The organism is Pseudomonas sp. LH21, from assembly GCF_036549575.1.
GTDB lineage: Bacteria > Pseudomonadota > Gammaproteobacteria > Pseudomonadales > Pseudomonadaceae > Aquipseudomonas > Aquipseudomonas peradeniyensis.
The window spans coordinates 879,388-898,706 of record NZ_CP144367.1; the positions used below are offsets into that span (position 1 = coordinate 879,388).

General features: G+C 64.1%; 20 protein-coding genes. 13 read left to right on the top strand and 7 right to left on the bottom strand.

Features of this window, described 5'->3' with window-relative positions; all coding sequences use genetic code 11:
* Positions 1-731 precede the first annotated feature (731 nt).
* The 3 genes from VUG52_RS04160 (at position 732) to gdhA (ending at position 4,649) form a co-directional block, all read left to right on the top strand.
* Entirely contained in the window at positions 732-1,124 is a 393-nt protein-coding gene (locus VUG52_RS04160) for a hypothetical protein (protein ID WP_050706901.1), read from the top strand.
* Positions 1,125-1,352: 228 nt separating this feature from the next.
* The gene (gene ettA, locus VUG52_RS04165; protein ID WP_050706900.1) at positions 1,353-3,020 is read left to right on the top strand and encodes an energy-dependent translational throttle protein EttA; all 1,668 of its coding nucleotides are present in this window, start codon (positions 1,353-1,355) and stop codon (positions 3,018-3,020) included.
* A gap of 288 nt (positions 3,021-3,308) precedes the next feature.
* Positions 3,309-4,649, top strand: coding sequence for an NADP-specific glutamate dehydrogenase (gene gdhA, locus VUG52_RS04170; RefSeq protein ID WP_050706899.1), 1,341 nt, complete (start codon positions 3,309-3,311; stop codon positions 4,647-4,649).
* A gap of 117 nt (positions 4,650-4,766) precedes the next feature.
* On the opposite strand, the gene VUG52_RS04175 is transcribed toward gdhA, so the two are convergent.
* The 4 genes from VUG52_RS04175 to VUG52_RS04190 form a co-directional block, all read right to left on the bottom strand.
* On the bottom strand, positions 4,767-5,264 hold the full coding sequence (locus VUG52_RS04175; RefSeq protein WP_220689973.1) for a GreA/GreB family elongation factor: 498 nt from the start codon (positions 5,262-5,264) through the stop codon (positions 4,767-4,769).
* 69 nt (positions 5,265-5,333) lie between these two features.
* On the bottom strand, positions 5,334-5,690 hold the full coding sequence (locus tag VUG52_RS04180; protein WP_050706896.1) for a hypothetical protein: 357 nt from the start codon (positions 5,688-5,690) through the stop codon (positions 5,334-5,336).
* Positions 5,691-5,860: 170 nt separating this feature from the next.
* A complete protein-coding gene (locus VUG52_RS04185; protein ID WP_050706895.1) occupies positions 5,861-7,714 on the bottom strand; it encodes an Lnb N-terminal periplasmic domain-containing protein in 1,854 nt (617 codons plus the stop codon).
* Positions 7,715-7,792: 78 nt separating this feature from the next.
* The gene (locus tag VUG52_RS04190) at positions 7,793-8,281 is read right to left on the bottom strand and encodes a DUF3015 domain-containing protein (RefSeq protein WP_028691183.1); all 489 of its coding nucleotides are present in this window, start codon (positions 8,279-8,281) and stop codon (positions 7,793-7,795) included.
* A 254-nt stretch (positions 8,282-8,535) separates the two neighbouring features.
* On the opposite strand from VUG52_RS04190, the gene VUG52_RS04195 reads away from it, so the two are divergent.
* The 5 genes from VUG52_RS04195 to VUG52_RS04215 all read left to right on the top strand — a co-directional run bounded on the left by VUG52_RS04195 (position 8,536) and on the right by VUG52_RS04215 (position 13,396).
* A complete protein-coding gene (locus VUG52_RS04195; protein ID WP_050706894.1) occupies positions 8,536-10,974 on the top strand; it encodes a Lon protease family protein in 2,439 nt (812 codons plus the stop codon).
* A gap of 163 nt (positions 10,975-11,137) precedes the next feature.
* Positions 11,138-11,476, top strand: coding sequence for a PA4575 family protein (locus VUG52_RS04200; protein ID WP_023631147.1), 339 nt, complete (start codon positions 11,138-11,140; stop codon positions 11,474-11,476).
* Between the two features lie 243 nt (positions 11,477-11,719).
* Positions 11,720-12,208, top strand: a complete 489-nt coding sequence (locus VUG52_RS04205) for a TIGR00645 family protein (RefSeq protein WP_050706893.1) — start codon at positions 11,720-11,722, stop codon at positions 12,206-12,208.
* Positions 12,209-12,387: 179 nt separating this feature from the next.
* Positions 12,388-12,693 (top strand): DUF6482 family protein, encoded by a 306-nt coding sequence (locus tag VUG52_RS04210; protein ID WP_186712960.1) that lies wholly within the window; start codon positions 12,388-12,390, stop codon positions 12,691-12,693.
* 85 nt (positions 12,694-12,778) lie between these two features.
* Positions 12,779-13,396, top strand: coding sequence for an FKBP-type peptidyl-prolyl cis-trans isomerase (locus VUG52_RS04215; RefSeq protein WP_050706891.1), 618 nt, complete (start codon positions 12,779-12,781; stop codon positions 13,394-13,396).
* A 76-nt stretch (positions 13,397-13,472) separates the two neighbouring features.
* Here the strand turns inward: VUG52_RS04215 and VUG52_RS04220 are convergent, their stop codons facing one another.
* From VUG52_RS04220 to VUG52_RS04230, 3 genes are all read right to left on the bottom strand, one after another.
* Entirely contained in the window at positions 13,473-13,718 is a 246-nt protein-coding gene (locus tag VUG52_RS04220) for a PA4570 family protein (protein ID WP_028691179.1), read from the bottom strand.
* A 151-nt stretch (positions 13,719-13,869) separates the two neighbouring features.
* Entirely contained in the window at positions 13,870-14,211 is a 342-nt protein-coding gene (locus VUG52_RS04225) for a zinc ribbon domain-containing protein YjdM (RefSeq protein ID WP_023382397.1), read from the bottom strand.
* 155 nt (positions 14,212-14,366) lie between these two features.
* Positions 14,367-15,335, bottom strand: coding sequence for a polyprenyl synthetase family protein (locus tag VUG52_RS04230; RefSeq protein ID WP_186712958.1), 969 nt, complete (start codon positions 15,333-15,335; stop codon positions 14,367-14,369).
* A 244-nt stretch (positions 15,336-15,579) separates the two neighbouring features.
* Between VUG52_RS04230 and rplU the strand changes: the two genes are divergently transcribed.
* The 5 genes from rplU (at position 15,580) to VUG52_RS04255 (ending at position 19,277) form a co-directional block, all read left to right on the top strand.
* A complete protein-coding gene (gene rplU, locus VUG52_RS04235) occupies positions 15,580-15,894 on the top strand; it encodes a 50S ribosomal protein L21 (protein WP_003247466.1) in 315 nt (104 codons plus the stop codon).
* Between the two features lie 37 nt (positions 15,895-15,931).
* Positions 15,932-16,189: a 50S ribosomal protein L27 gene (gene rpmA / locus VUG52_RS04240; protein WP_003247464.1), complete on the top strand. Its 258-nt coding sequence runs from the start codon at positions 15,932-15,934 to the stop codon at positions 16,187-16,189.
* A gap of 188 nt (positions 16,190-16,377) precedes the next feature.
* Complete coding sequence (cgtA, locus tag VUG52_RS04245; RefSeq protein ID WP_050706889.1) at positions 16,378-17,601, top strand: Obg family GTPase CgtA; 1,224 nt, start codon at positions 16,378-16,380, stop codon at positions 17,599-17,601.
* Between the two features lie 87 nt (positions 17,602-17,688).
* A complete protein-coding gene (gene proB / locus VUG52_RS04250; protein WP_050706888.1) occupies positions 17,689-18,807 on the top strand; it encodes a glutamate 5-kinase in 1,119 nt (372 codons plus the stop codon).
* 23 nt (positions 18,808-18,830) lie between these two features.
* Positions 18,831-19,277, top strand: a complete 447-nt coding sequence (locus VUG52_RS04255; protein WP_050706887.1) for a CreA family protein — start codon at positions 18,831-18,833, stop codon at positions 19,275-19,277.
* The last annotated feature ends 42 nt before the right edge of the window (positions 19,278-19,319 follow it).

Below are 19,319 nucleotides of genomic sequence, written 5' to 3' on the forward strand. Positions count from 1 at the left end.
ACCCGCTGGTTGTCGGCACCGTTGCCATAGAAGAAGCCGCGGCCCTGATTCAGTTGCAGGAGGTCGTCAATCAACTGACGGTCCGGCGTGCCGTCGAGGCTGTCACTGCGCACCTGCCCGGTGGCGTCGAGCCAGGCGAGGTCGCGCAAGGCCGGCAGGCGCGCCTGCAAGGTGCTGATCAGGCTCGGCAGGGCGGCGGGCGCCGGTGGTTTGACGTAAGGCTGGACCAGGTTCAGCGATTGCTGGGCCTTGAGTGCCATGTTCAGGCTCAGGTGATCGGCCAGTTCGGCGCTGGTCGCCAGGCTGTGCTGGCGCAGGTCGGCCTGGGTATGGCGGAACTGGGCGAACAGTTGCCACAACAGCAAACCCAGCAAAACCAGGGCGAGCAGGGCCAGCGCCCCCTTGAGCGAGCCACGCAGGTGTGTGCCGGCCGAGGTATCGGCAGGCCGCAGGGATGACGGTTGCGTGAGATTGGTCAAGCGTTGGGTCCTGCGATTTGGCTGGCGATGGCAGGGGTTGCGTCCTCGCAGCATGCACGGCGCGTGCCGTGGTCGCTGGGCGCACTATAAGACGCACGCGAGAAGCCGACTAGCATGCCCGCAAACATGGCAAAGTGCCAGTCTGCTTGTCGGCGACCCGCCCGGCAGCCGGTCATGTCGGTTCGGCAAGCCCCTGCAACCTGTGCGAGAATGCCGCCCGCTTCATAGTCAACGCAACGGAGATGTACGGTTTTGGTTACCCACTATTCCACCAATGGCCTCGATTCCGCCTGTGGGCGCAGCAGTCAGACCCTGGTCAGCACTGCCGTGACCGAGGACGTATCCTGCAAGACCTGCCAGCGTTCGCTGGCCAAGCCGGACACGGCTGCCGCCAGTGCCAACAAGACGCCGTCGCTGGCCGAACTGCGCAAGCAGGCCAAGCCCGCCATCGAGGCCGTCGCCCCGGCGCCTGCCAAGCCTGCTGCCGCGCCCGCCAAGGTCGCGAGCAAGCCCGCCGCCAAGGCTGCTGAAAAACCTGCCCGCAGCGGCGGCTTCAGCGTCAAGGCCGCCTGGGCCGCGCGCCTGGCCGAGCAGTCGGACCGTTGCCGCCTGCCGCGTGGCAAGGTCAAGCAAGCGCACGTCTGAGCCTGCGTCACCTCGATCGCGGGTCAAGTCCGCTCCCACGCAACAACACCTTGGCGTGGGAGCGGGCTTGACCCGCGATAGCCGCCGAACGGCGCCGCCATCTACCCATCTGTGCAACGCCGCGAGTTGGCGTAGAATGGCCCACTTTGTTCAACGACACCCCGTAATCACATCCCCCTGGCCCATGCCGGGGCGCGTGTCTTTACCTATCTGATAGAGGGCTTGGTTTTGGCTCAATACGTCTACACCATGCATCGGCTGAGCAAGGTCGTGCCGCCGAAGCGGGAAATTCTCAAGAACATTTCCCTGTCGTTCTTCCCTGGCGCCAAGATCGGCGTGCTGGGCCTGAACGGCGCGGGTAAATCGACCCTGCTGCGGATCATGGCGGGCGTCGACAAGGAATTCGACGGCGAAGCCCGTCCGATGCCCGACATCAACGTCGGCTACCTGCCCCAGGAGCCGCAGCTGGATCCGACCAAGACCGTGCGTGAAGTGGTCGAGGAAGCGGTCAGCGTGATCAAGGACGCCCAGGCCCGCCTGGACGAGGTCTATGCCGCCTACGCCGACCCGGACGCCGACTTCGACAAGCTGGCCGCCGAGCAGGCCAAGCTCGAGGCCATCCTGCAGGCCGCCGACGGCCATAACCTGGAGCGTCAGCTGGACGTCGCCGCCGACGCCTTGCGCCTGCCGGCCTGGGACGCCAGGATCGAGCACCTGTCCGGTGGCGAGAAGCGCCGCGTGGCCCTGTGCCGCCTGCTGCTGTCGGCTCCCGACATGCTGCTGCTGGACGAACCGACCAACCACCTGGACGCCGACTCGGTGGCCTGGCTTGAGCGTTTCCTCCACGACTTCCCCGGCACCGTGGTGGCGATCACCCACGACCGTTACTTCCTCGACAACGTCGCCGGCTGGATCCTCGAACTGGACCGCGGCGCCGGCATCCCGTACGAAGGCAACTACTCGGGCTGGCTGGAGGCCAAGTCGGAGCGTCTGGCCCAGGAATCCAAGCAGCAGAGCGCCCACGAGAAGGCCATGAAAGAGGAACTGGAGTGGGTGCGCAAAGGCGCGAAAGCCCGCCAGTCCAAGTCCAAGGCCCGTCTGCAGCGCTTCGAAGAGATGCAGTCGCAGGAATTCCAGAAACGCAGCGAGACCAACGAGATCTACATCCCGGCCGGTCCACGCCTGGGCGACAAGGTCATCGAGTTCAAGAACGTCACCAAGGGCTACGGCGATCGCGTGCTGATCGACAACCTGTCGTTCGCCATGCCCAAGGGCGCCATCGTCGGCGTGATCGGCGGCAACGGTGCCGGTAAGTCGACCCTGTTCCGCATGCTGATGGGCAAGGAGCAGCCGGACTCGGGCAGCATCGAGATCGGTGAAACCGTGCAGCTGGCCTGCGTCGACCAGAGCCGCGAGGACCTGGACGGCAGCAAGACCGTGTTCCAGCAGATCTCCGACGGTTCCGACCAGATCCGCATCGGCAGCTACGAGATCCCGTCGCGCACCTACGTCGGCCGCTTCAACTTCAAGGGCGGCGACCAGCAGAAGTTCGTCAAGGACCTCTCCGGTGGTGAGCGTGGCCGCCTGCACCTGGCCCTGACCCTGAAGGAGGGCGGCAACGTCCTGCTGCTCGACGAACCGTCCAACGACCTCGACGTCGAAACCCTGCGTTCCCTGGAAGAAGCCCTGCTGGACTTCCCCGGCGCCGCCATCGTGATTTCCCACGACCGTTGGTTCCTGGACCGTGTGGCCACTCACATCCTGGCATACGAGGACGACTCGAGCGTGGTGTTCTTCGAGGGCAACTACACCGAGTACGAAGCCGACCGCAAGAAGCGCCTGGGCGACGCCGCTGCCCAGCCGCACCGTGTGCGTCACAAGAAACTGGCACAGTAAGCCGGTTTTCGCCGCACCGTAATGGGGCCCTTCGGGGCCCCATTTTTGTGCCTGGAAGATGCTGTTTGTCGTTGTTCGCGTAGGAGCGGGCTTGCCCCGCGATGGCTCGCGTTCAGGCAATCGCGGGGCAAGCCCGCTCCCACGAACCAGTCATTGATTCTGTATACACTTATAGAAAATGCACCAAATAATTTCATAAAAACGACATCTCGCCCTGTTCCAGTGCGATTGGTTCTTGGTACATTCGGGAAAAAACCAAAAACAATCCCTCTTGGTGAGATGTCTACCATGATCGAATCTGTCGACGATTTCCTGGCCCGCCTGCAGCAGCGCGATCCGGCCCAGCCCGAATTCCACCAGGCCGTGGAAGAAGTGCTACGCAGCCTGTGGCCGTTCCTCGAACAAAACCCTCACTACCTCAAGGCCGGTATTCTCGAGCGCATGGTCGAGCCCGAGCGCGCCGTGCTGTTCCGCGTGTCGTGGGTCGATGACCAGGGCAAGGTCCAGGTCAACCGCGGCTACCGCATCCAGATGAGCAGCGCCATCGGCCCGTACAAGGGCGGCCTGCGCTTCCACCCGTCGGTGAACCTGGGCGTGCTCAAGTTCCTGGCCTTCGAGCAGGTGTTCAAGAACTCGCTGACGTCGCTGCCCATGGGCGGCGGCAAGGGTGGTTCGGACTTCGACCCGAAGGGCAAGAGCGACGCCGAAGTGATGCGCTTCTGCCAGGCGTTCATGAGCGAGCTGTACCGTCACATCGGTGCCGACCTTGACGTGCCGGCCGGTGACATTGGTGTCGGCGCCCGCGAGATCGGCTTCCTGTTCGGACAGTACAAGCGCCTGGCCAACCAGTTCACCTCGGTGCTGACCGGCAAGGGCATGACCTACGGCGGCAGCCTGATCCGCCCGGAGGCCACCGGCTACGGTTGCGTGTACTTCGCCGAAGAGATGCTCAAGCGCCAGGACAAGCGCATCGACGGTCGCCGCGTGGCAATCTCCGGCTCCGGTAACGTCGCCCAGTACGCCGCGCGCAAGGTCATGGACCTGGGCGGCAAGGTGATCTCGCTGTCCGACTCCGAAGGCACGCTGTTCTGCGAAGCCGGCCTGAGCGACGCGCAATGGGATGCGCTGATGGAGCTGAAGAACGTCAAGCGCGGACGTCTCAGCGAGCTGGCCGTGCAGTTCGGCCTGGAGTTCCGCAAGGGCCAGACACCATGGTCCCTGCCGTGCGACATCGCCCTGCCATGCGCCACCCAGAACGAACTGAACGCCGAGGACGCCCGTACCCTGCTGCGCAACGGCTGCATCTGCGTGGCCGAGGGGGCCAACATGCCGACCACCCTGGAGGCTGTGGATATCTTCATCGAGGCCGGCATCCTCTATGCGCCGGGCAAGGCTTCCAACGCCGGCGGCGTGGCCGTGTCGGGTCTGGAGATGTCGCAGAACGCCATGCGCCTGCTGTGGACCGCGGGCGAGGTGGACAGCAAGCTGCACCACATCATGCAGTCGATCCACCATGCGTGCGTGCATTATGGGGAAGAGGCTGATGGCAGCATCAACTATGTGAAAGGCGCCAACATCGCGGGCTTCGTGAAGGTCGCCGATGCCATGCTGGCGCAGGGCGTGGTCTGATCTCGGATCGCAGGGGGCCGCTCTGCGGCCCTTTCGCGGCACAAGGCCGCTCCTACAGGGTATTGCGCATTCCTGTAGGAACGGCCTTGTGCCGCGAAAGGGCTGCAAAGCAGCCCCTCAACCCTCAACCTCGATTCCAATAATCTCGATCATCTGATCCCCCGCCGGCCTTCGCCACAACACCTCATCCCCAGGCCCGGCCCCCAGCAACGCCCGCCCCAGCGGTGAACCCCAATTGATCAATCCATGCACCGCGTCAGCCTGGTCCTCACCCACCAGTTGCACCTGATGCTCCCGGCCATCCTCATCGACGAATCGCACCCGGCTGCCAATCTGTACCTTCTCCGTGGACGTGGCCGCAGGCACCACCTGCGCACTTTGTACGCGGGCGTTGAAGTAGCGCAGGTCGCGCTCGGTATCGGCCAATCGCTGTTGGTCGGCCCGCTCGCCCTGCGCCTGCAGTTCGCCGCGCAACGCATTGAGCGCGGCCAGTCGTTGCTGCAACTGGGCAAGACCGGTGGCGGTGACATAGTTGGGCTGGTCGCTGACCCGTCGCTCCACCGGCTGGCTGGCCTGGGCGGCGGCCTGGTCCTCGTTGACGAATGCTCGGCTCATACAGGGGCCTCCTTGTACTGGAGACCATGGTGGCAGGTTGTGGGTTGCATCGGTTGTCCGTTTGCGACGTCACTTGCGGCGATAGGCGCGGGCGGCGTCCTGGTCCTTTTCCTGCTGCCACTCGCGGTCGCGCTCGTCCCAGTAGCGTTCGCGGTATTCGCGCAGGTCTTCGTTGGACTGCATCGCGTGGCACTGGCGAAAGCCGTCGTCCCAGCCGCTTTCGTACTGGCGGTTGTGCAGGTAGCGCGGGACATCCTTGCGAAAGTCGCCGGCCATCAGCCCGGCGGCCTGGCGACCGCTGCTGCAGCCGTCCTGGAAGCCGTCGGCGTAGGCGGGGGGATAGCCCTGGTTGACCATCTGTTCATGGGTGGTCTCGCATCCCGCCAGCAGCAATGCGACACACAGGCCCAACCAATACCGCGACATATCCACAAGACCTTTGACGTAATGGTGGAAAGTCTAGGGGGTGAATTGTCGGCGCGATGTCAAAACGCTGTCGAAGGATTGCGGCGCAGTCGTGGGAGCGGGCTTGCCCCGCGATAAGCCAGCAGACATATCGCGGGGCAAGCCCGCTTCCACGAGGAAGGTCACGTTGATCAGTATTGGTACCACTTGAGCTCCAGCATCACCTCGTTCTGCGCCGTGGCCAGATGACTGAACTGCCGCGAAGCGCTCAACCTCAGCCCCAGGTCCCGGCTGATTTCCCACTGCTGGTTCAGGCTGATGCTGCGCCTTACCTCGCCATTGGTGAAGTAGTCACCCTTGGCCTCCAAGGTCAGGTTGCCCAGCCCATTGCGCCATAGCAGCCCGCCATTGAACCCGGCCGCGGGCGAAATGAATTCGGCGAAATCATTGTGGTGTTCCACCCGCACTGTGCCCAGGGCGAAGCCAAGCAGGTCGTCGCCCAGCTGCCAGGTACCGCCAGCGCCGCCATTGACATGACTGACCAGCACCTCGTCGTCGTGCTTGCCCGGCACCCGCTCCAGGCCCCCGGCAACCTGCCACGACCAGGGCTTGAGCAACTCATTGCGTGGGGTCAGTGAGCGGATGGTGGCCAGGTCCAGGCGCTGCACCTGCCAGTCGTTGCCCTCGTACTGGCGCAGCTTGAGCTGGAGGATCTCGATCTGCGCGCCCAGCGGGAAGCCGTACAGGTTGTCGTTGAGGTCGTGGTAGGCCATGCGCAGGCCGTACTCGGCATAGGCGCGGTCTTCGCGGCTGCCGACGCCCAGTTGCCAGGTGCGCGACTGATGGCCGTCCTCGGGCAGGCCTGGGCGCTCGATCGCCAGCGGTGGCGGCGGGTTGCGGTTGATCGCCCTGAGCAGCTCGAAACTGCGCGCGGCCTGGGCCGGGTCGCGTTCCTGGCCGTTGGCCCGGTAGCGCTCCAGGCGATAGGCGGCATCCTGCACCAGCGCCTGGCGTTCGCGGGGCAGGGCGGTGAAGTCGGGGCTCTGCAACTGAGCGGTATCGGCGCTGATGGCCAGCACCTGCTGTTTTTCCTCATGGTCCAGCGGCTCGGCGCGGGCCAGCAGTTCGCGCTCGCGGGAGGGGCGGTAGCGCACATCGGAGACCAACCCCGATTGCTTGACCGCCTTGACCGTGTCGGTGGGAATGGCGGTCAGCGGGAACTGCGAGGTCAGGTCCAGGCTCGGGCGCGCCACCTGCAGCAGTTCCAGCAGGCGGTAGGAGCAGTTCTCGTCGAAGAAGAAGTAGTCGAACTTGATCTGCTTGAGCTCCCACACGTGCTCGACCATGCGTCCGGTCTCCTCGGGCGTCAGGTCCAACTGGTATTCCCAAAGGTCGCGGTTTTCCAGGCTGCGGTACTCGGACAGCTTCTCTTGGTAGGGCATCATCGCGAACAGCCCGGGATAACCGCCCATCAGGCCTTTCCAGGCGTAGAGGATGCTGTTGTCGCTGCCTTCGATATAGGCGCCGAAGTTGATCGCGTAGCTGAGCAGCGTGGTGTCGTCGCGACGGGTGTTGGACTGGTCGATACGCAGCAGCGTGTGGCCGAACATCGACGACGGGCTGTTGAGATAGGCCGCCGGGAAGATCAGCGTCGCGCTGTGCGGGTCGATGGATGTGTACCAGGTCTTGAACTCCTGGCAGTCCGGGCTCGGCAGGTCGCTGAGGTTCAGCTGTTCGCGCAGCCAGCGGGTACGCGCGGGGAACACGCATTGGGCATGCTTGTCGCCCAGGCTGGTTGGGGCGTACAGGGCGGCGACGGTGGCCTGCAGCTCCTGGTCGGGATGGTGGGCGCCATCCTCGGCGAGGAAATAGCGTTTGTCGTCCACATAGCTGCGCCAGCCGCCGAGCTTGGCGGTTTCGTAGTGCCCGAGGGCGATCCAGTAGGGCGTGGCCGCCAACTGCTGGACGCGGGCCGGGTCGAGCTGTGGCGCGGCATGAATCGGTGCGCTGACGAGCAGCGCCAGGGGAGCGAGGCGTTTGAACATGTCGGGCAACTACATCCTGATGATGCCGGAAGGTGAAGCGCCAAGCCCGCCCCGCTGCCGGGGCGGGAGGCGTGGTACTTAAGCCTCGGTGGCGTACTTGGCCAGTTGTGGGTCGCTCTTGAGCACGGCCAGGGTGTTGGAGTGGACAGTTTCGGCAGTCACGTCGGCGCTGCTGAAGATCTGCTGGAAGTGCTCGTGGGTGACGGCGGCGAAGCGCGCGCGGTCTTCAGGGGCCACACCGAGGACCACGGCATAGGTGGTCAGGGCTTCGCCCTGGCCCTGGGCCATGTCTTCGGAGAGCTCGTTCATCATGCCGTTCATGGCAAACCAGGATTTGCCGCCATAGGTGAGCGCGGCCTTGGTCGAGCAGCCGTTGGTGCCCGAGGTCATGCCGAAGGTTGCGTTGCCGGAGGTGCCGTTGGTGGTGGAAGCCAGGAAGTGGGCCGGTGTGCCGCGCTGGCCCTCGAACAGCAGGTTGCCCCAGCCGCAGTTCGGGCCGCCCGGCGCTTCGGCCATGGCGTTGATCGAGACAGCGGCGAACAGAGTACCCAGAAGAATCCGTTTCATAGCGTTGTTCTCTTTCTCAAGTGACGTACCAATGGTCAGGGTTCTGGCAACGTAGTTGCCAAGGCGGGAGGATTTCCATCCCCCTGCGCAGCTTGGAGTTTAGGCACGATCCAAAGGTTGCGTTGTTTATTGCGAAAAATTGCTTGCGCGATCGGCCATGTTGGGCTGTGACATAAAGTCCCACGGAGCCTTGCCGCTGCGCGCTGGCAGCGCCAGAATGCCTTTCATCCGCCCCGCCGAAGTAAGGAAACCCAATGCCCGATCCTGTCGCCTCGCGCCTGCGTCTCGCGCCCGAAGCCCTGACCCGGCGTTTCTCCGCTGAACAGTTCGCTTTCTCCAACACCGACGACCTGGAGCCGTTTCGTGGCGTCCTGGGCCAGGAGCGTGCCGTCGAGGCCCTGCAGTTCGGCGTGGCCATGCCACGCCCCGGTTACAACGTGTATGTGATGGGCGAGCCCGGCACGGGCCGTTTCTCGTTCGTCAAGCGTTACCTCAAGGCAGAAGGCAAGCGCCAGCACACCCCGGCCGACTGGCTGTACGTCAACAACTTCGAGGACTCCCGCGAGCCCCGTGCCCTCGAGCTGCCGTCCGGCAGCGCCCATGAGTTCATCAACGACATGAACGGGCTGATCGACAACCTGCTGGCCACCTTCCCGGCGGTGTTCGAGCACCCGTCGTACCAGCAGAAGAAGAGCGCCATCGACCGCGCCTTCAACCAGCGCTACGACCGGGCGCTGGACGTGATCGAGCGGGCCTCGCTGGAAAAGGACGTGGCGTTGTACCGCGACAGCAGCAATGTCGCCTTTACCCCCATGGCAGATGGCAAGGCGCTGGACGAGGCCGAGTTTGCCCAACTGCCGGAGGAGGTGCGCGAGCGCTTCCATGAAGACATCGCCGCGCTCGAGGACCGGCTGAACGAGGAGCTGTCCAGCCTGCCGCAGTGGAAGCGCGAGTCGAGCAACCAGTTGCGCCAGCTCAATGAAGAGACCATCACCCTCGCCCTGCAGCCGCTGCTGGCGCCGCTGTCGGAGAAATACGCGGAAAACGCCGCGGTGTGCGCCTACTTGCAATCGATGCAGTTGAACCTGCTACGCACCGTGGTCGAACAGCTGGTCGACGACAGCAAGACCGACGCCGTGGCGCGCAAGATGCTCGAAGAGCAGTACGCGCCCAACCTGGTGGTTGGCCATCCCGGAAAGGGCGGGGCGCCGGTGGTGTTCGAGCCGCATCCGACTTACGACAACCTGTTCGGCCGCATCGAATACAGCACCGACCAGGGCGCGTTGTACACCTCCTACCGCCAGCTGCGCGCGGGGGCATTGCACCGCGCCAATGGCGGCTTCCTGATCCTGGAAGCGGAGAAGATGCTCGGCGAGCCGTTCGTCTGGGACGCCCTCAAGCGCGCCCTGCAATCGCGCAAGCTGAAGATGGAGTCGCCGCTGGGCGAACTGGGCCGCGTCGCCACCGTCAGCCTGACGCCGCAGGTGATCCCGCTCAGCGTCAAGCTGGTGATCATCGGCTCGCGCCAGCTGTACTACGCGCTGCAGGACCACGACTCGGACTTCCAGGAGATGTTCCGGGTGCTGGTGGACTTCGACGAAGACATGCCGATGGTTGACGAGAACCTGGAGCAGTTCGCCCAGCTGTTGCGCACCCGCACCAACGAAGAAGGCATGGCGCCGCTGACCAGCGACGCGGTGGCGCGCCTGGCCACCTACAGCGCGCGCCTGGCCGAGAACCAGTCGCGGCTGTCGGCGCGGATCGGCGATTTGTTCCAGCTGGTCAGCGAGGCGGATTTCATCCGCCAGCTGGCCAACGAGGCCATGACCGACGCAGGCCACATCGAGCGCGCGCTCAAGGCCAAGGCTCAGCGCACCGGGCGGGTCTCGCAGCGGGTGCTCGACGACATGCTCGCCGGGATCATCCTGATCGATACCGAAGGCGCGGCAATCGGCAAGTGCAACGGCCTGACCGTGCTCGAGGTCGGTGATTCGGCGTTCGGCATGCCAGCGCGGATTTCCGCCACGGTCTATCCGGGTGGCAGCGGCATCGTCGACATCGAGCGCGAGGTCAACCTCGGGCAGCCGATCCACTCCAAGGGGGTGATGATCCTCACCGGCTACCTGGGCAGCCGCTATGCCCAGGAGTTCCCCCTGGCGATTTCGGCGAGCATCGCCCTGGAGCAGTCCTACGGCTACGTCGACGGCGACAGCGCCTCGCTGGGCGAGGCCTGCACGTTGATCTCGGCGCTGTCGCGCACCCCGCTCAAGCAGTGCTTCGCCATCACCGGCTCGATCAACCAGTTCGGCGAGGTACAGGCGGTCGGCGGGGTCAACGAGAAGATCGAAGGCTTCTTCCGCCTCTGCGAGGCCCGTGGCCTGACCGGCGAGCAGGGCGTGATCATCCCGCGGGCCAACGTCGCCACGTTGATGCTCGACGAGCGGGTGGTACAGGCGGTCGAGGCCGGGCGCTTCCATGTCTACGCCGTCAGCCAGGCCGACGAGGCGCTGAGCCTGCTGGTCGGCGAGGAAGCCGGCGCGGTCGACGACAAGGGCGAGTTTGCCGAGGGCAGCGTCAACGCCCGGGTGGTCGAGCGCCTGCGGGTGATCGCCGAGATGATCAGCGAGGAAGAGATCAAGGAGGCCGAGAAGGAGCGCATGGAGGAGGTCATCGCCCAGGCCAAGCCTGCTTGAGTCAATAAACCGGCGTTGGCGGCCATGTGCTACCGTTCAGCGCCGGTTTTCCAACTTTTCCCTCGGGTCGGCTAAAGTGGAACTTAAGGACGTTGTCAGGGTTCAGGATGGAAACAGCCTGAGGGTTTCAGGCTGAACAGGGCTTTACAGAGGGGACGCCGCCATGCGCAACCTCAGCCTCACCCGCCAGTGCCTGGGCCTGGTGACCCGCATCGAATGCAGCATCCGTCCGCTGGCCGGGGACAACGGCATGTGGACCTTGCTGTTCGCCGCCGGCATGGCCGGTGAACAACCCTCGGCGATCAAGGCCCAGGGCCCGTTCCATGGGCCGATGGTGGCCGAGTCGGTGATGAACGCCATCGTCGACAGCCTCACCCTTCATGGCTATCAGGTCGCGGAAGACCCGCAGATCTGGTGCCTGCACCTGCAGGCGCAGTTGCGTCGGATCAACGGTGAGCGGTGCCGCAATCTTGGGGACTATCAGTTCCATCCGGAGACCTGAGCGTTTTTCCTGTGCAACCAGGTTCCCGTGGGAGCGGGCTTGCCCCGCGATAAAGGCCCGGCCTGGCCATTGTGACAGCGTGGCTGGCGCCATCGCGGGGCAAGCCCGCTCCCACGAAGTCGCCTCCACAAAGGCTGCTCGCACGATGCACTGCGGCAACCGACCGCAGGCTTTTGCTGTCACAGGTGGCTGGCTATACTCGCGCTCGCTATTCCAGTCACTTCACGAGTCCCCCTACTGTCCATGGAACGTATCCTCGAAAACGCGATGTATGCCTCGCGCTGGCTGCTCGCCCCTATCTATTTCGGCCTCTCGCTGGGCCTGCTGGCACTGGCCCTGAAGTTCTTCCAGGAAATCATCCATGTCCTGCCCAACGTCTTCAGCCTCGCCGAAGCCGACCTGATCCTGGTGATCCTGTCGCTGATCGACATGTCGCTGGTCGGCGGTTTGCTGGTGATGGTGATGATCTCCGGCTACGAGAACTTCGTCTCGCAACTGGACATCGACGACAGCAAGGAAAAGCTCAACTGGCTGGGCAAGATGGACTCCTCTTCGCTGAAGATGAAAGTCGCCGCGTCCATCGTCGCCATCTCCTCGATCCACCTGCTGCGGGTGTTCATGGATGCGCAGAACATCTCCACCGACTACCTGATGTGGTACGTGATCATCCATATGACCTTCGTCATCTCGGCGTTCGTCATGGGTTACCTGGATCGCATTACCAAGCACTGATGCCTGCAAGGGCCATTCGCGGGTAAACCCGCTCCCACAGGTTCTCTGCCAACCCTGTGGGAGCGGGTTTACCCGCGAAGAAGGCAATGCGCTGCAACTGACGAGCGGTGCCTTGTCTAATCCAAGGTTCTGTACAAAAAATGAGCACTCATGCGTGGTTCCCGCAGCGAGGTACGCCCATGAACCTGCATCAGCTCAATACCGAGGCCAGGGCTGGCCATGTCGACGAACTCAACCTGATCGCCATCGAAGGCGGTGACTACCTGCTCGAGGCCCGGGTCAAGGGCCGTGCCCACCCATTGGACGATGCGCGTGGCAAGCGTCTGCGTGTGCACTCTGTCGAAGATGCGCGTCAGCTCCTGCAAGCGCTTCCCCTGCTGTCGATGAACCTGGTGCACTGGTCCGTGCAGGATGAGATGTGCGGCCTGGGCCTGCACCCGGAAGAAGACCTCAAGGTCCCGATTTCCCAGCGTTCGGCCTGGTAGCTGCTTCGCGCGGCACCAGTGTGCTAGGCTGCTCGCCCTTTTCATTAGGGCGCGGATGCAGTGCGCCCTTAAGCGGAGCAAGCCAATGTCCGAACTCAACCTGTCCACCGACGAATCCCGCGTCAGCTACGGCATCGGCCGCCAACTGGGCGGCCAGTTGCGTGACAACCCGCCACCTGGCGTCAACCTGAACGCTATCGTTGCCGGCCTGACCGACGCCTTCAACGGCGCTGACAGCCGCGTCAGCGAAGAAGACCTGTCGGCCGCCTTCAAGGTCATCCGCGAAGTGATGCAGGCCGAAGCCGCTGCCAAGGCCGAAGCCGCCGCTGCCGCCGGCAAGGACTTCCTGGCCTTCAACGCCAAGCGCGAAGGCATCGTGACCCTGGCCTCGGGCCTGCAGTACGAAGTGCTGACCGCAGGCGAGGGCGCCAAGCCGACCCGCGAAGACAACGTGCGTACCCACTACCACGGTACCCTGATCGACGGCACCGTGTTCGACAGCTCCTACGATCGCGGCCAGCCAGCCGAATTCCCGGTCGGTGGCGTGATCGCCGGCTGGACCGAGGCCCTGCAGCTGATGAACGCCGGCAGCAAATGGCGTCTGTACGTGCCGAGCGAGCTGGCCTACGGCGCCCAGGGCGTCGGCAGCATCCCGCCGCACAGCACCCTGGTGTTCGACGTCGAGCTGCTCGACGTTCTGTAATGCCTGATCGCGGGGCAAGCCCGCTCCCACTGGTGCTCTGCTACCTCGTGGGAGCGGGCTTGCCCCGCGATGCCTTTCAGTTCCAATCCGTTCCCCCCGGGCGCAACGCCCGCGCATAGCAGAACAGAAACAGATTCCTCACCAGCTCCTTGAGCACCCCGGGTTCACTCGAATTCAGCCCCGTGAGGTCCAGGTCACCCTGGTCACGCAGTTCGTCGAGCGCGTCTTCCTCGAGCACGGCGCACACTTCGCCGGTCTCGCGATGCAGGATGCGCAGGTAGGGGTGGGGGCGGTCGAGCCAGGCGTCGATCAGATAGGTCATGGCTATTCTCCTTGGATAGCGTTTCCAATGAGAATAATTCTTATTATCAAAATAGCAAGGGACTATTGGAAGAAATCTTCCGAATGGTGCAGGCGATCCTGTTGCAGGATCTGTCAGGGCCGCCCGCTGGGCAGCCCCGAGGGGCAGGGGATCAGACCTTGCGCACGAACTCGGACTTGAGCTTCATCGCGCCGATGCCGTCGATCTTGCAGTCGATGTCGTGGTCGCCATCGCACAGACGGATGTTCTTGACCTTGGTACCGACCTTGACCACCAGGGACGATCCCTTGACCTTGAGGTCCTTGATCACGGTGACGGTGTCGCCGTCCTGCAGGACGTTGCCGACCGAATCCTTCTTCACCACATCGTCGCTGGCGGCTTCGGCTTCGCCGCTGGCCGACCACTCGTGGGCGCATTCGGGGCAGATCAGTTGGGTGCCATCCTCATAGGTGTATTCGGAGTTGCATTTGGGGCAGGGTGGCAGAGTGCTCACGGCGTTTCCTTTCAAGTACAGGCGGGTAAAGGCGCACATTGTATAAGGTTTTGGTGCTGGCTGCACAAATGCATCGCGGGGCAAGCCCGCTCCCACAAAAGCGCTACAGGCTTCGTGGGAGCGGGCTTGCCCCGCGATGAGGGTGTTGCGATGAATCAGTGGGTGCGTGCGACCGCGAACTCGCTCAGCTCGACCAGGGCATCCCGGTACTCGCTGGCCGGCAGCACTTCCAGGCAGGCGATGGCACGGGCGACGTAGTCGCGGGCCATCTGCGCGGTGTAGTCCAGGGCGCCGGACGCCTCGACGGCGATGCGGATCTGCTCCAGGTCTTCCAGACCACCCTTCTGGATCGCCTGGCGCACCAGCGCGGCCTGCTCCGGGGTGCCTTCGCGCATGGTGTAGATCAGCGGCAGGGTCGGCTTGCCTTCGGCCAGGTCGTCGCCGACGTTCTTGCCCAGGGTCTCGGAGTCGCCCTTGTAGTCCAGCAGGTCGTCGACCAGCTGGAAGGCCACGCCCAGGTGGTCGCCGAAGGTGCGCAGGGCTTCGCGCTGCTCGTCGGTGGCGCCGGCCAGCGCGGCGGCGCTGTGGGTCGAGGCCTCGAACAGCATCGCGGTCTTGCCGCGGATGACGTCCATGTACACCTCTTCGGTGGTGCTGGCGTCGCGCACCCGCGACAGTTGCAACACCTCGCCCTCGGCGATCACCCGGGTGGCCTTGGAGAGGATCTGCATGACCGGCATCGAGCCCAGCTCGACCATCATCTCGAACGAGCGCGAATAGAGGAAGTCGCCCACCAGCACGCTCGGCGCGTTGCCCCACAGGGCGTTGGCGGTGGAGCGGCCACGGCGCATGCCGGACATGTCGACCACGTCGTCGTGCAGCAGGGTGGCGGTGTGCAGGAACTCGATGGTCGCTGCCAGCAGGCGCAGGTCGTCGCCTTCGCGGCCCAGGGCCTTGCCGCACAGCAGCACCAGCAGCGGGCGCAGGCGCTTGCCGCCGGCGGACGTGATATAGTCGCCGATCTTCGATACCAGCGGGACGCGCGAGGTCAGCTGCTTCTTGATGATCTCGTCGACGGCGCTGAAATCATCAGCTACCGCGCGGTAGAAGGATTGGGGTTGCATCGGCTGCTCCATTGAGGTTGCGCGGCATGCTAGGTCGCAGGTACCGGTGTGTCAAGGCGCGGTGCCCGTGGGCCCTGGCCAGTACTTGCAAGCATTTATGGGGTTGCGTACAATCGCGCACCCTAACTTCCTGGGCAGCACCTGCCTTACGCAATTGCACCGGGCCGTTCCAGCCCTGTGCAGCCATGCCAGCCAATACTCATCATATAAAGCGCTGGGTGAGCAGGATTATCGGAGAAATACCATGTCTTACGCAGTAATCGTTACCGGCGGCAAGCAGTACAAAGTCGCTGAAGGTGAATTCCTCAAGATCGAAAAACTGGAAGTCGCCACTGGCGAATCCGTGACCTTCGATCGCGTCCTGCTGGTCGCCAACGGTGAAGAAGTCACCATCGGCGCTCCAGTTGTTGCTGGTGCTAAAGTAGTGGCCGAAGTCGTTTCGCAAGGCCGCCACGACAAGGTTCGCATCATCAAGTTCCGTCGTCGTAAGCACCACATGAAGCGCATGGGCCACCGCCAGTGGTTCACCGAAATCAAAATCACCGGTATCCAGGCTTAATCGCCCCGATCCCCTGAATTTATTGGAGAATTGAACCATGGCTCACAAGAAGGCTGGTGGTAGTACTCGTAACGGTCGCGACTCAGAATCTAAACGCCTTGGCGTCAAGATGTATGGCGGCCAGGTGATCAAGCCGGGCAACATCATCGTCCGTCAGCGCGGCACCGAATTCCACGCTGGCTACGGCGTTGGCATGGGCAAGGATCACACCCTGTTCGCCAAGATCGAGGGCGTGATCAAGTTCGAGAAGAAAGGCGAGTTCATGCGCCGTTACGTGAGCATCGTCGCCGCTTAATCGCGACGTCGCTCCAGAAGCCCCGTCATGCGACGGGGCTTTTTCGTTTGTGGTGAGCCTCTTGCAAAGCTGTTTGAATGGGCTGCCGGCGTTGGTTTCTGGTTCGTACGGGGCCGCCGCGCTCATCTTCGCAAGAGCCTCATGGTTTTCTGGTTTTCGACTCGTCATCCGACGAGAGGCGGTTTTGAATGAAGTTTGTAGACGAAGTATCGATCCGGGTTAAGGCCGGTGACGGCGGCAACGGTTGCATGAGCTTCCGCCGCGAGAAATTCATCGAGAACGGCGGTCCCAACGGCGGTGACGGTGGCGACGGCGGTTCGGTGTACATGGTGGCCGACGAGAACCTCAACACCCTCGTCGACTATCGCTACACCCGCCACCACGAAGCCCAGCGCGGCTCCAACGGCGGCAGCACCGACTGCACCGGCAAGAAGGGCGACGACCTGTTCCTGCGCGTGCCGGTGGGCACCACCGTGATCGACGCAGCCACCCAGGAAGTCATCGGTGACCTGATCACCCCGGGCCAGAAGCTGATGGTCGCCCAGGGCGGCTGGCACGGCCTGGGCAACACCCGCTTCAAGTCCAGCACCAACCGTGCGCCGCGCCAGACCACCCCGGGCAAGCCTGGCGATCAGCGCGACCTGAAGATGGAAATGAAGGTCCTGGCCGACGTCGGCCTGCTGGGCCTGCCGAACGCCGGCAAGAGCACCTTCATCCGTTCGGTCTCGGCCGCCAAGCCGAAAGTCGCCGACTACCCGTTCACCACCCTGGTGCCGAACCTGGGCGTGGTCAGCGTCGACCGCTGGAAGAGCTTCGTCATCGCCGACATCCCCGGCCTGATCGAAGGCGCTTCCGAAGGTGCCGGCCTGGGTATCCGCTTCCTCAAGCACCTGGCGCGTACCCGCGTGCTGCTGCACCTGGTCGACCTGGCGCCGCTGGACGGCAGCAGCCCGGCCGATGCCGCCGAGATCATCATCAACGAGCTGGCGCAGTTCAGCCCGGCGCTGGTCGACCGTGAGCGCTGGCTGGTGCTGAACAAGGCCGACATGATCATGGACGACGAGCGTGACGAGCGCGTCAAGGAAGTGGTCGAGCGCCTGAACTGGGAGGGGCCGGTCTATGTGATCTCGGCCATCGCCAAGCAGGGCACCGAGAAGCTCAGCCACGACCTGATGCGCTACCTCGAAGACCGCGCCGACCGCCTGGCCAACGACCCGGCCTACGCCGAGGAACTGGCCGAGCTCGACCAGCGCATCGAAGACGAGGCCCGTGCCCAGCTGCAGGCCCTGGATGACGCCCGCACCCTGCGCCGCACCGGCGTCAAGAGCGTGCACGACATCGGCGACGATGACGACTGGGATGATTTCGAGGACGACGAAGACGGCCCGGAAATCATTTACGTGCGCGACTGATCGGTTGCAGTACACTGAACGCCGCTCTCTGGAGCGGCGTTTTTGTATCCACGGTATCTACAGATTCGACATAGGTTGGAAGAGAAGATGCGAAGCAAGGTGACTGGCGCCAAGCGCTGGGTCGTGAAGATCGGCAGCGCGCTGCTGACCGCCGATGGCAAGGGCCTCGACCGCGGCGCCATGGCGATATGGGTCGAGCAGATGGTGGCCCTGCGTGAAGCGGGCGTGGAACTGGTGCTGGTCTCCTCCGGGGCCGTGGCCGCCGGCATGAGCCAGCTGGGCTGGACCTCGCGACCGAGCGCGATGAACGAGCTGCAGGCCGCCGCCTCGATCGGCCAGATGCGCCTGGTGCAGGCCTGGGAGTCGAGCTTCGGCGAGCACGGCAAGCACACCGCGCAGATCTTGCTGACCCACGACGACCTCTCCGACCGCAAGCGCTACCTCAATGCCCGCAGCACCCTGCGCACCCTGGTCGACCTGGGCGTGGTGCCGGTGATCAACGAGAACGACACCGTGGTCACCGACGAGATCCGCTTCGGCGACAACGACACCTTGGCCGCCCTGGTGGCCAACCTGGTGGAAGCCGACCTGCTGGTGATCCTCACCGACCGTGACGGCATGTTCGACGCAGACCCGCGCAACAACCCCGAAGCCCAGCTGATCTACGAAGCCCGTGCCGACGACCCGTCGCTGGACGCCGTGGCCGGCGGTACCGGTGGCGCCCTGGGCCGTGGCGGCATGCAGACCAAGCTGCGCGCCGCGCGCCTGGCCGCCCGTTCCGGTGCCCACACCATCATCATCGGTGGCCGTATCGAGCGCGTGCTGGATCGCCTGAAGGCCGGCGAGCGCCTGGGCACCCTGCTGTCGCCCGAGCGCGGCATGCTTGCCGCACGCAAGCAGTGGCTGGCTGGTCACCTGCAGACCCGTGGCACCCTGGTGCTCGACGACGGTGCCGTGAAGGCCTTGCGCGAATCGAACAAGAGCCTGCTGCCGGTCGGCGTGAAGACCGTGCAGGGCAGCTTCCGTCGTGGCGAGATGGTGGTCTGCGTCGGCCCCGACGGCCTGGAAGTGGCCCGTGGCCTGGCCAACTACAGCGCCCTGGAGGCGCAAAAGATCATCGGCCAGCCGTCCGATGCCATCGAGAGCCTGCTGGGCTACAGCGCCGAGCCTGAGCTGGTGCACCGCGATAACCTGGTCCTGGTCTGAAGGAGGTCACTGTGCTGAAAAGGATGTTTGCCGTGACGGCGCTGCTGCTGCCGATGCTGGCCGGGGCCGAGGAGATCGGCCAGGTGTCCACCGTGTTCAAGTTCGTCGGGCCGAATGATCGGATCGTAGTCGAGGCCTTCGATGACCCGAAGGTCGACGGCGTGACCTGCTACCTGTCGCGGGCCAAGACCGGCGGCTTGAAAGGTGGGTTGGGTTTGGCCGAGGACCGTGCCGAGGCGTCGATCGCCTGTCGTCAGGTCGGGCCGATCCACTTCAAGGGTGAGCTGAAAGATGGCGAGGAGGTGTTCAAGGAGCGCACCTCGCTGGTGTTCAAGACCATGCAGGTGGTGCGTTTTCTCGACAAGAAGCGCAATACGCTGGTGTACCTGGTGTACAGCGACCGGGTGATCGAAGGCAGCCCGCAGAATGCGGTGACGGCGATTCCGATCGTGCCTTGGGCACAGCAGTAAAAACCGGTTGAAATGATCGCGGGGCAAGCCCGCTCCCACGCC